The sequence below is a fragment of the Phycisphaerales bacterium genome (assembly GCA_016716475.1).
Taxonomy (GTDB): domain Bacteria; phylum Planctomycetota; class Phycisphaerae; order UBA1845; family Fen-1342; genus JADJWG01.
Window position 1 is genome coordinate 1,827,563 of sequence record JADJWG010000001.1, and the last position, 11,090, is coordinate 1,838,652.

11 protein-coding genes and 1 tRNA gene are annotated in these 11,090 nt (G+C 63.1%); 4 read left to right on the forward strand and 8 right to left on the reverse strand.

Annotation, left to right across the window (positions count from 1 at the left end; all coding sequences use genetic code 11):
* The first annotated feature begins 149 nt into the window (after window positions 1-149).
* Window positions 150-2,396, forward strand: coding sequence for a hypothetical protein (locus IPM18_07490; GenBank protein ID MBK9119430.1), 2,247 nt, complete (start codon window positions 150-152; stop codon window positions 2,394-2,396).
* A 172-nt stretch (window positions 2,397-2,568) separates the two neighbouring features.
* The gene (locus IPM18_07495; GenBank protein ID MBK9119431.1) at window positions 2,569-4,080 is read left to right on the forward strand and encodes a hypothetical protein; all 1,512 of its coding nucleotides are present in this window, start codon (window positions 2,569-2,571) and stop codon (window positions 4,078-4,080) included.
* A gap of 129 nt (window positions 4,081-4,209) precedes the next feature.
* Here the strand turns inward: IPM18_07495 and IPM18_07500 are convergent, their stop codons facing one another.
* Window positions 4,210-4,824: a hypothetical protein gene (locus tag IPM18_07500; protein MBK9119432.1), complete on the reverse strand. Its 615-nt coding sequence runs from the start codon at window positions 4,822-4,824 to the stop codon at window positions 4,210-4,212.
* Between the two features lie 170 nt (window positions 4,825-4,994).
* Here IPM18_07500 and IPM18_07505 point away from each other — a divergent pair, with 170 nt between their 5' ends.
* Window positions 4,995-6,290 (forward strand): tetratricopeptide repeat protein, encoded by a 1,296-nt coding sequence (locus IPM18_07505; protein ID MBK9119433.1) that lies wholly within the window; start codon window positions 4,995-4,997, stop codon window positions 6,288-6,290.
* A gap of 34 nt (window positions 6,291-6,324) precedes the next feature.
* Window positions 6,325-6,397, forward strand: a tRNA-Lys gene (locus IPM18_07510).
* Window positions 6,398-6,474: 77 nt separating this feature from the next.
* On the opposite strand, the gene IPM18_07515 is transcribed toward IPM18_07510, so the two are convergent.
* The 7 genes from IPM18_07515 to IPM18_07545 all read right to left on the reverse strand — a co-directional run.
* Window positions 6,475-6,699 (reverse strand): transposase, encoded by a 225-nt coding sequence (locus IPM18_07515; GenBank protein MBK9119434.1) that lies wholly within the window; start codon window positions 6,697-6,699, stop codon window positions 6,475-6,477.
* 3 nt (window positions 6,700-6,702) lie between these two features.
* Window positions 6,703-7,254: an IS5 family transposase gene (locus tag IPM18_07520; protein ID MBK9119435.1), complete on the reverse strand. Its 552-nt coding sequence runs from the start codon at window positions 7,252-7,254 to the stop codon at window positions 6,703-6,705.
* A 61-nt stretch (window positions 7,255-7,315) separates the two neighbouring features.
* Entirely contained in the window at window positions 7,316-7,891 is a 576-nt protein-coding gene (locus tag IPM18_07525) for a hypothetical protein (protein MBK9119436.1), read from the reverse strand.
* A 433-nt stretch (window positions 7,892-8,324) separates the two neighbouring features.
* The gene (locus tag IPM18_07530) at window positions 8,325-8,534 is read right to left on the reverse strand and encodes a transposase (GenBank protein MBK9119437.1); all 210 of its coding nucleotides are present in this window, start codon (window positions 8,532-8,534) and stop codon (window positions 8,325-8,327) included.
* Window positions 8,483-9,100 (reverse strand): winged helix-turn-helix domain-containing protein, encoded by a 618-nt coding sequence (locus IPM18_07535; GenBank protein ID MBK9119438.1) that lies wholly within the window; start codon window positions 9,098-9,100, stop codon window positions 8,483-8,485. The genes IPM18_07530 and IPM18_07535 overlap by 52 nt, the downstream gene beginning before the upstream one ends.
* A gap of 286 nt (window positions 9,101-9,386) precedes the next feature.
* Window positions 9,387-9,950, reverse strand: a complete 564-nt coding sequence (locus IPM18_07540) for a hypothetical protein (protein ID MBK9119439.1) — start codon at window positions 9,948-9,950, stop codon at window positions 9,387-9,389.
* Window positions 9,951-10,191: 241 nt separating this feature from the next.
* Window positions 10,192-11,090, reverse strand: an 899-nt coding sequence (locus IPM18_07545; GenBank protein ID MBK9119440.1) for a sigma-54-dependent Fis family transcriptional regulator, incomplete at its 5' end; no start/stop codon positions are given.

Here is an 11,090-nt window from a genome sequence, read left to right on the forward strand (position 1 = left end):
AAATTCGCCCCCCTTGCCCGAAAATCGCGGTCTGGGTGCTGCGACCGGGCTCACGCGCGGTATACTGGCCGTGCGGGTGAGGGTTGCGCGAAGCACGCTGCCGCGATTCTGTGTACAGGGCGCGGACCCACCGGAGGAGGAACTTCGGGATGACGACCGGCCGCGATTTTGCGCTAGCAGGGGCGGCTTTATTCTGTCTGGCATGGTGTACTGTGTGCGCCGCATCCGCCACGGAACCGCGCCGCTACGACGGCTACCGTGTGGCGCGTGTGCCGATCGCAACCGCCGCTGACCTGGAGCGCATCGAAGCCCTGGGCGGCGATCTCTGGGCCGCTTCGCCCGCGACCCGGACTGCGGATGTGCTCCTGGCGCCCGGTCAGGAACAGGCGCTCACAGCAGCCGGTTTCAGCTACACGATCTGGATAGCGGATGTGCAGGCGCTGATCGACCAGGAGCGCGGCGTTGGGCCACGAGAGTTTCTCGATGATTATCGGTCATATGACGAAATTGTGGACTACCTGACCCAACGGGCTGCGGCGCACCCCACCCTGGCAACCATGTTCATCGCCGGAACCACGATCGAAGACCGCCCGATTTGGGGTGTGCGCGTCGCGGGTCCCAATCTGCCGGAGGCAGCGCCTGTTGTTTTCTACTTCTGCACGGTGCATGCGCGTGAGTGGATCACGACCACCGTTGTGCCGTATCTCGTGGATCACTTGCTGGCGCGCTACGGTACCGATCCGCAGATCACGGACCTGCTCGATCACGTGGCGTTTGTACTGATACCGGTCGGTAATCCTGATGGCTACGAGTACACGCGCAGCGTGGATCGCCTGTGGCGCAAGAACCGGCGCGACAACGGCAACGGCACCTTCGGCGTGGACATCAACCGCAACTGGGCCTACCAGTGGGGTGGGATCGGGTCCAGTAGTTTCGGGAGCTCGAACACCTTCCGCGGCCCGTTTCCCTTCTCTGAACCGGAAACACAGGCCCTGCGCAATGTCTTCCTTGCGAACTGGCAGGTGCGCGCGATGCTGGACATTCACAGCTACTCGCAGCTCATCCTTTGGCCCTGGGGCTATACACCGGAGTTATGCCCGGACGAGGAAGTGTTCAGCGAGCTCGGCCTCGCCATGCAGCAGCTCGTATTGGGCGTGCACGGGAAGTTCTACGAAGCCGGACCCTCCTACACGACGATCTATCCCACGACGGGGGCGTCGAAAGACTGGGGCTACGGCGCGCGCGGCACCTGGGCCTTTACATACGAGTTGCGTGACACGGGGCAGTTCGGCTTCGTATTGCCGGCGAGCCAGATTCGGCCGAACAACGAGGAAATCCTGCCGGCTTTGTTGTTCTTGGCCAACAGTTCCGCCGTGCGGGCGACGCAGTTCAACTTCCCCGAGGGCCGCCCCGAGATTTTCTACGCGGGCCAGCCCACCCGCCTCGCCGTGGCGATCACCTCGGGGGTCGAGTCCGTCTTCAGCGCGACCGCGGCCGTACACTATCGCTACGATCCCGGCGCCCCTTTCACGACCTTGCCGTTGACAGCGATTGGCCCCGCCGCTTTCGAGGTCTTCCTGCCGCCCACCCACTGCCGTGCGCAACCGGAATATTTCTTTACGGTGGAAGCGGAGGGCGGCGTACGCAGTGCGCCGTCCGATGCGCCCCTGTCGTTGTTTACGGCCGGCATGCTGAGTGGTGGCGTGATTTTCGCCGAGCCGCTGGACGTCGATCCGGGCTGGGCGACCGAGGGCTTGTGGGCTTATGGCCAACCGACGGGAGGCGGTGGCACGCAGGGCTCTCCGGATCCTGTCACCGGCTACACGGGTCATCATGTGTACGGCTACAACCTGTTGGGTGACTATCCGAATCTGATGCCTGCGCCGCGCTACCTGACGAGTACGCCCATCGACTGTCGGGTCCAGTGGGGGTTGCGGCTTTCCTACTGGCGCTGGCTGGGAGTGGAGCGGCGGCCGTTTGACTACGCCGAGGTGGCAGTGAGTAACGACGGCCTGACCTGGGTGCCCCTCTGGCAGAACACGGCGACCGTGACGGACAACAGTTGGCGCCGGGTGGACTACGACATCTCTGCGGTGGCCGACAACCAGTCGACGGTGTATCTGCGCTGGTCGCTGGGTCCCACGGATGCAGGGTGGTCAGCGTGTGGTTGGAACATCGACGACATCGAGATCTACGCGACCGATTGCGTCGGGTTCGACGGCGACTGGAACGGCAACGGGTCACTCGACGCGGGCGATTTTCTCGCACTGGCGGATTGCCTGCGGGGGCCGGGGGTAGCACTGGGGCCCGATTGCGGAGTTTTCGACTGGTTTGCGGATGGCGACATTGCCTTGGAGGACGTCGCCGCGTTTCAGCGGGCATTCGGCGGTCCGTAACCGCAGTGAGGAGCGCGCGGCCCCCTGGCACAACCATTCCGGGAACGGGTGTTGCGAGCGGTCGCATGCACAAGTGTGAGGTTCTTGGGTAACGCGTGCAGCCGGACTGGGCGCTGGACTGGCGCCCGGATGGATTCCGGTGACACGCACTGGCTTGGAGGAGGCAAAGGTTATGCGAAACAGCACGTTGCAAAGTCTGGCCGCGGCACTGGTAGCCGTCGGCGGATCGTTGGCCCTGGCGATTCCACCCCAGTCGGCCGAGATCGTACTCAAGGTGGGCGACGTCGTGGACACAGGCGCCGGCGTTCCCGGCACCATCTCATCCATCTCGACCGATGCCTATGTCGATGGTAACGGTGTCCCGTACTTCATGTTCACCCTGACGAATGCCGACCGCGGCATCTACTGGGGCGACCAGGTGCTCTGGCTCCACAGTTGGGACACGGTCAATGTGGTTACGGGGCAGGAAGCGCGCCTGGGCGTGAGCAACACCGGGCAGTTCATCTTCGGCCCGAGCGTGAACGGCAACGATGCCGCTTACACCAACGCCGGTCCGGTGTTGAAACAAACCGATCTCATGCCGTGGAACCCGACTCTGGAGTCGGTTTTCAACAGCGCCCCGCGCATGCTGCCTGACGGCACCGCGTACTGGGTGACGGGCTCGAAGCCGGCCGGCGCGGGGGGTTCGACCACGAACCGCCACTTTGTGCGTATGACCGATCCGACCGACCCGAGCACGATCGTGCCGGTCTTCAGCGGTGGTGATACCCTCGCCGGCAAGATCGTGCGCACCGCAGGTTCGAACTTCGTCTACGATTTCTCGAGTGATGGCCAGAACCACATCCACATCGTCAGCATGGAAACCGGTTCGACCAGCACCCAAGATCACATCTACCTCAACGGTGCCTTCGTGGCCCAGCAGGGCACCCCACTCTCGGATGGCACGCTGTATACCACCGTCCGCTTCATCGCCGTCAACAACCTCGGCAACTATCTTTACACCGGCACTTCTTCCGGCCCGACGGACCGCAACACGTTCATTGCCTACAACGGGGTTGTTTCCGTCCGGGAGGGCGACACGATCGACGGCATCTTCCTTGCCAACGGCAATGACGTTCGTGGTATTGCGATCAATAATCACAATGAGGTGGTCTACGGCTATGGGGCCGGCACCGGCAGCTCGATCCAGCGCTGGTTCTTCTACGCCCCCGATGCCGCGAATCTCTCGAACGCGGTCCTGCTCATGGCGGTCGGTACGGAAATCGACACGAGCGGCAACGGTGTCTCCGACTACGTGATCCGCGATATCGAGTCGTACGCGTTCAGCGGCGGCGGCTTCATGTTGAGCGACGATGGCGTCGTGTACCTGCGCGTCAGGATGGCGCGGATCGGCACGACCGACGAGGAACAGGCGTTGCTTGGAGTACCTGTGCCGCGGCCACCCTCGAACTGCCCCGGCGATGCCAACGGCGACACGGTGGTGAACTTCGCTGATATCTCGCCCTTCATCGCGGCTCTCAAGGCCGGGAATGCGGGGAACTGGACGTGCGACCTCGGTGCCGGTTTCGGACCGTATCTCAACAGTGATGCGAACGGCGACGGCGTGGTGAACTTCGCCGACATCTCGCCTTTCATCGCCCTGTTGAAGAACCCGCCCGCCGCGTGCGTGAGCGCCTGCCCATAACGTTTGAGAATGATCGTCTTGCCAGAACGTGGAACGGCTGCGCGTGCTGCCGTTCCACGTTCCTGTTTCTCGCTTTTGTCTGGCCGCCTTGACCGCCGCCGCCGACCTCTACGAGCCAGCGAATCCCGGTTATCGCCCCACGCACACGGTGTAATCGACCTGGATCACCCCCGCCGGAGTCACCCGCACCTGGGCGACGCCACCACCGGGCACCTGCTGCAGGACATCCGCCAGCCGTGGAACCGCCGGACCGGCGTCCTGTACCTGTGGCCACTGCTGCAACAACCGGATAAGACCCACCGCCACCCAAGCTTGGGCATCGCGCACAAAGGCATCGTCCTCAGGCCGGCTGAGGTCGTCCGCAATCACCCGCAACATGTCCACCGGCCCGACGTTCGCGAGTCGGCTCAGGACGGGATCGAGTTCTCCCGTCAGCGCATACCGGGTCTGAGGCGGCAGTCCGAACCGATCTTCCTCGAAGCGTGCCAGAAACCGACCTGCCACTAGTCGATCACGGGTAAGCAGTACCACCACGGCCGTCGCGCGCTCACGCCCACCCTCATCGAGATACACCAGCCCGGCGCGCGTCTGCCGCAGGTCTTCGGTTGGAAACGCCCGTTCGTATTCCCGCGGGTCCTGTCCAATCCGGATACGATCATATCCCATTTGGGCGCAACCGCTCCCGAGCGTGACAACGGTGAGGAGCAGGATCAGACCGTACAAACCATGACGAGGCGGCTGCATGTCAAACCTCCTGAACTGCTGAGACGTTTCACCGGGGTAGCACCGCACCGGCAGGCTCAGCTGGATCGGGTATAATACGGGCAGTGGTCAGGCGAGCATACGTCGGCGGCCGGCCGGAATTCCGGGTCCGCGGCGGAAATCTCGGTAACGACTGGCCCGAGAGATGATGGATGCAGCCCGAAGAGATCGACGCCCTGTTGGATGAGGCCAACCGTCTGCTGGAGGACGGCAAGCCCGATGAGTCACTGCGGTGTCTCGATCGTGTCGACGCCCAGAACCTCGAAAGCGAAGACCGCATCGAATGGGGTAGTTTGCGGGCCTGGGCGCTCAGCGAGATGGGCCGGGACGAGGAGGCGCTGGAGGCCATCGAGCCGCTGCTGGAGGAATTTCCGCGGTCGGCCCGCCTGCTCGCCACACTGGGGGTCGTGCTCTCGAACAACGAGGAGCTCGAGGACGCCCGTGATGCGCTCGAAGAAGCGCTCGATCTGGTGCCCGAGGACGAGGTCGCGCTCGCCAACCTGGCGCTCGTGTACGAGAAGATGCGGGACTACGAGCACGCATTGGAACTGTATGATCGGGCGCTGGAACTTGGCGCGGACATGGACTGGATCATGCAGCGACGTGCGGTCGCGCTTACCGAGATGTGCCGTTACAAGGAAGCCAAATCCACGCTGAAGCGTTATCTGTCCCTGGTACCGGACGACGCCGCCCAGTGGATTGCACTCGGCATTCTGCATAGCGACGACGAGGAGTACGAGGACGCCTTCTCTTGTTATCAGCGGGCCGAGGCGCTCGACGCCGATTCTCCGACCTTGCGCCTCAACTGGGGTGTCACCGCTGTGAAGGCCGGCAATCTGCGGCTTGCCCGCCAGCAGTTGCGCCTGCTGCAGCATCTGGAGCCCGAGACGACCCGGCCGTGGCTCTTGCGCGCGTTCATACTCGAGGAAGATGGCCAGCGGACGGCCGCCCGGGTGATCTATGAGCGGATCCTGACACGTGCGCGGTTCAAGGATCACGGCGAGTTGAGCTACGCCTTCGAGATGGCGATGGATTTCTTCGCGCGCCATCGAATGCTACCGCGGTGCGAGCGGCTGCTCACCCAGGCGTACGAACACAATGCCTGCTCGGTCGAGTTGTGTGATGCCTATCGCGAGGCCACCGGTGAGCATGTGCAAAACGGCTACTGGTTCAGTCTCATGATCGAGGCGGACTATCGTCCAGGGTTGTCCGAAGTGCGGGAGCGCGGCCAGCACACACCGCGCTACACGCGCTTCGTGCGGGCGTACCAGGTGGTGGCCCGCAACCACGATGAGGCCGTCGGCCTGGTGATGGACTTCGCCCGGCGCATGGGCGAGCGAAATCCCGTGCTTCGTGAGTTCGTCGGGACAGAAAAGCTGGAGGAGGGTTTCACGGGTATCTACGAGGTCGAGGCGGACAGCTACGTGTTCGCGGACGAAAGCTCGTAGCCGATCGCTATAATCGGGCACGTGTGCGTATTCTGAGGGTGTAGCTCAGTCGGTAGAGCAACGGCCTTTTAAGCCGTGGGTCGTGGGTTCGAGCCCCACCGCCCTCAGTTCCCCACCCCTACCCAGCGGTGCGCAAGCGTTGCTATTTGCAGTGCTTGCGACCGTTGCGGGCGGTGCATAGAACCTATCCCAAAACCTCTTTGAGCAGCAGCATTGTGCAGCCCAGATGAAGGAAGCCCTGGAACAACGTAGTCGACTTCTCCCAGCGAATGCACAGCCGTCGGAAGTGTTGAATCCAGGCGATCGTGCGTTCGACGGTCCAGCGGCGCTTGTAGCGGCGCAGGGGGCGGCCGTCCTGGGTATAGTTCTCCAGTTTGCGATTCGAGCGGTGCGGCGCAATAAGCTCGATGCCCTACTCCGCCAGTTGCTCGTCCAGCTCATCGCTGTCGTACGCCTTGTCGCCGATCAGGCGCGGCGGCGTCTCGGCGGTCAGCATGAAGTCAAAGAGCCGTTGCACGAGCTGGCTCTCGTGCGGGCCGGCGGAGGCGGTATCGATCGCCACGGGCAGGCCGCGGGCGTCCACGAGAACCATGATTTTCACGCCTTTTCCCACCTTCGTGGCCCCGATGCCGTCGCCGCCGCCGCGGGCCTTGGAGAAGGTCGCGTCGATGTAGCACTCGTACAGTCGGTAGCCGCCGCGCTGCTCCACCAGCCGCCCGGCGCTGCGCATGATCTCCTCGAACACGCCGGCGTGCGTCCAGATCTGGAACCAGCGGTGGACCGTGCTCTTGGCCCCGAATCGCCGCGGCAGGTCCTTCCACTTCGCCCCGTTGTCCAGAATCCAGAAGATGCCTTGCAGGACCTTGTACTTGTCCGCCGCGGGCCGGCCGCCCTTGGGACTGGCCTCATGATCGGGAATCCGTTCCGCCAACCATCGCAGGTGTTCATCCGTGAGCTTGATCATGCTCCAGTATACGGAGTACACAGGTGTCCGGTTATGGGATAGGTTCTAGACAGTCCAACCTTTAGTGGCCGGGGTAATATTTAGTCGAGCGCGCGTCCGACTCGCTCGTCTCCCTCCGGATTCGCAGCCAATTCACATCGTCCGCCGCGTACTCATCGATGCTGAGGTCGCCGGTAGGCGCACCCGCCTCCAGTCGCGACCATGCGTTCCACAAATAGACATTCACGTGAGTAAGATCGACCCGCGACTCAAAAGGCTTTTCCAACGTTAGGATCGACACCGGCTTACCGCTGACCACCGAGATAAGCCGTCCGTCCCGAGCCTCATATGCATGGGGTGAGTGGGGAAAATGCAACTGTATTGCGCTTAGTACAGATTCATCGTGTAGAAACTCACCATACGGTAGGATGATGGCGATGTAACCATAGCGATCGCGCGGCGCCACCTGTGTTGGGTTGGGCTCCCGCACTGCAAAATCCCAGATCGACGACGGTGTCAGGCCTGTGCACTTGATGTACACAAGCGCACCATCGGCTATGTCATAGGGTGCATAACGCAGAGATTGCGCCTCTGCAGCGGCTCTCTCGAGGTCGGCTGCCTTCGGCCGCAGCTGGACAGCCACCACTCCGGCGATCACACAGAGAGCACTGCATCCGTACAATACGAGCGCCGATCGCCCCCGGAGCCTTGGCCACTTGGTCATATCAGAAACCACATTCATCAGCTCCCCAGTGTCCGGTATCATTGAACCAATTAAATGCAAAGGACCGGCAGTGCTGTCCGCTCGCGAGATCGTACATCATAGTGGGATTGTACGCCTTATCCTGAATTGGATATACGAACTGCAGAAGATCGCGCAGTCGATCTCCGGTCTCGCAACCTATCCTCTTGGACGTCGCCTCAACTGGCGCAGCAGCCATCAATGCATTCTGCAGCGCCGTTCTTGCGTCCGTAATACGGCGTATCATCCCCGGTGACAGATCGATCACTGTCCTATGGCCCGCCCGATCGCCACTGGCTGGACAGTCAAGTACCAAAATATTACCCCGGTCACTAAACATTGAACATGTCTACCCTGCGGCGTATTGGACAGGATCGGCTTGGAAGTAGTTTCGGATGATGTTGGGTCGGCGCTGGGTGTCGCGGAGGTATTGTTCGAGATTGAGGATTAGCTCGTCCTTGGTCGCGGGCCGCTGCCGGCCGATGGCGTTGGTCTTGACGTCGTTGTTCAGGTACTCGTCTGGATTGAGTTCGGGGCTGTAGCCGGGCAGGAAGAACATGCGGAGGCGTCGTCGGTTGGCGTGCAGCCAGTCGCGCGGCGGCCGAGCGGTGCACCGGGTGACCGTCGACGATCAGGAACACGCGCCGGCGCCGCTGACGCAGCAACCGACGGCAGAAGCGGATGAAGACTTCGGCGTTGAACGAGCCGTCGAAGACCAGGAAGCACAGATGGCCACGGTTGGTGATGCTCGACATCATGTTGGCCCGGAAGCGCTGTCCCGTGCCCGGGATCACCGGCGTCACGCCGCGTCGGCCGTAGCTGCGGCCGGCTTGATGATCGCTGCGCCCCAAGCTGATCGCCCCAGTGAATCTCGGCGTTTTCGGCCTTGGCCTGCTTCACGATCGCCGGATACTCCGCGCGCTTCCAACGCTCCACCGCCACCGGGTCGCGCTCGTAGGCCCGCCGCAGCGGCTTTTGCGGCGTGAAGCCCCAACGCTTCAGGTAGCGGCCGGCCGTTCGCGCCGAAACCGCCAGACCGGTGCGCTGGGCGATGAGGTCGCGCACTGCCTCGCGCGTCCACAGCGCGACAGGCAGTTTGAGCTGATCGGGAGTGCGATCCGTCATACGCTTGACGATCGTGGCCGCCTGATGCGACGGCAGCCGCGGCTCGGCCGGCGGCCCGCTTCTTCAACCGCAGCGAGGTGATGTTGCCGCATTCGACTTTCGCCAGCCAAGTGTCGATCGAGGTGCCGAGACGCCGAAGGTCCGCGCGGCCGCCGACTTCCTCACGCCGCCGCGGATCGCCGTCACCACCCGCACCCGAAGCTGCTCCTGCGCGTCTGGCGAAAGCCTGCGTGTATCGAGTTGACTCATGCATGAACTATATCACAAAGCCACAGAATGTCCAGTATTATGTGTCCGTATTAGTAAAACGGGGGCAGGTCACACCCGCAGCAACGCCAATAAAGTCCGTGTTCGGTTCGGGAACGTCACACTGACCATGATTGTTTGCCCCCCACGCCACAATCGAGCCATCGGCTTTCAAACCAAGACTGTGATGCACACCGTCGCCACTGCCCGCCGCGACACCGATGAAGTCAGTGTTTGGCGCGGGTACGTCGCATTGGCCCTGGTGATTCGAGCCCCGCGCCACGATCGATCCGTTGGCCTTCAAGCCCAGGCAGTGAGATTCGCCCACCGAGATGGCCAGGAAATCCACGTTCGGCGCGGGTACGTTGCACATGTCATTCCTGCAGGCCCCCCACGCCACGATCGACCCATCCGCTCGCAACGCGAGACTGTTCGGACCATTGGACGAGACTTGGATGACATCGCTCAGCACACTCGGCGGCAAGATGATCTGCCGCCCCCACCCCACGATCGCCCCCGAGTCCTGCCCCACGACCGCGCCCGCTCCCAACCCCGCCACCATCGCCACCACCATCCAGGCGCGTACGCGCCCGCCCGCCGCCATGGCCTGCGGCGCCTGGCTCCAAACTGGATCCCTATTCGTTAGTATGGCACAGCTTTCGTGCGGGGTTATCGGATTTCGGCTGTGAGCGCACCCGGCGGACCGATTTATAACGCCGTTGCACGCAGTGTTGCGTTCTAAGAACTCCCCGGGGCTTTCTCGGCTCTTCAGAGCTGCTTGCCATAAGCCCGCTGCGCACCTCCGCGCCCGAACAGATCATCGTCAAGCGGCCTGAGGCCCCGGTTCATCCGCCGGGGATGCTGTAACGGGCCATCTTGTCGCGCAGGGTCGTCCGCGGAATTCCGAGACGCTGCGCCGCGCGGGCCTGGTTGTTGTCGCATTGCCTCAAGGCGAGCAGGATCATGCGACGCTCGATATCCGCCACAGTTTCGTTGAGGTTGAAGCAACTCGTTTCGACCAGTTCCAGCGTGGGCGGTCCAATCGGTTCGCCAGCTTCACCTCCGAGCGGCAAGATATGCTCCGTTCGAATCTCTGATCCGCCGCAGAACGCGAGCGCCCGCTCAATCACGTGCTCCAGTTCGCGGGCGTTCCCCGGCCAGGGATGCCGCAGCAACTCGTCGAGCGCGTGGGGTGCGAGGTGAACCGCCCGGTCACCGACGAGCGCGGCGTGCCTCTGAATCAAGTGCCGCGCCAAGAGGGGGATGTCGTCCGGCCGCTCGCGCAGCGGTGGCAGAGTGAGGCACACGCCACTGAGCCGGTAGTAGAGATCCTCGCGGAATTCACCGGCTCGCACCGGCGCTTGCAGATCATGGCGCGCGGTGCAGATCAGACGCACGTCGACCGCGACCGGCGGCGCGCTGGCCGTGCGCTCAAAACTCCCACTTTCCAGGAGTTGTAACAACAGCGACTGGAGTGCCAGTGGCAGCGCGTCCACCTCGCCCAGAATGAACGTCCCGCCGGCGCTCAGTTCCAGTCGGCCGCCCTTACCACGGCCGCCGTCGCCGAGGCCGAACAGTTCCGCTGCCAACTCGGCAACCGGCACGTGTGCGCAGTCAAAGTGGTGACATGGGCCGGTGGCGCGCGGGCTCCATTCGTGCAGGGCTTGGGCGAGCAACGTCTTGCCGGTGCCGGATTCACCGACGAGCAACACGGCGCAATCGGTCGGGGCGATCTGGCGGGCCT

What these genes read in the sequence shown, in the direction of transcription:
- IPM18_07490 (MBK9119430.1), top strand. Translation starts at nt 150, where the DNA reads ATGACGACCGGCCGCGATTTTGCGCTAGCAGGGGCGGCTTTATTCTGT.
- IPM18_07495 (MBK9119431.1), top strand. Translation starts at nt 2,569, where the DNA reads ATGCGAAACAGCACGTTGCAAAGTCTGGCCGCGGCACTGGTAGCCGTC.
- IPM18_07500 (MBK9119432.1), bottom strand. Translation starts at nt 4,824, where the DNA reads ATGCAGCCGCCTCGTCATGGTTTGTACGGTCTGATCCTGCTCCTCACC.
- IPM18_07505 (MBK9119433.1), top strand. Translation starts at nt 4,995, where the DNA reads ATGCAGCCCGAAGAGATCGACGCCCTGTTGGATGAGGCCAACCGTCTG.
- IPM18_07520 (MBK9119435.1), bottom strand. Translation starts at nt 7,254, where the DNA reads ATGATCAAGCTCACGGATGAACACCTGCGATGGTTGGCGGAACGGATT.
- IPM18_07530 (MBK9119437.1), bottom strand. Translation starts at nt 8,534, where the DNA reads ATGTTCTTCCTGCCCGGCTACAGCCCCGAACTCAATCCAGACGAGTAC.
- IPM18_07535 (MBK9119438.1), bottom strand. Translation starts at nt 9,100, where the DNA reads ATGACGGATCGCACTCCCGATCAGCTCAAACTGCCTGTCGCGCTGTGG.
- IPM18_07540 (MBK9119439.1), bottom strand. Translation starts at nt 9,950, where the DNA reads ATGGCGGCGGGCGGGCGCGTACGCGCCTGGATGGTGGTGGCGATGGTG.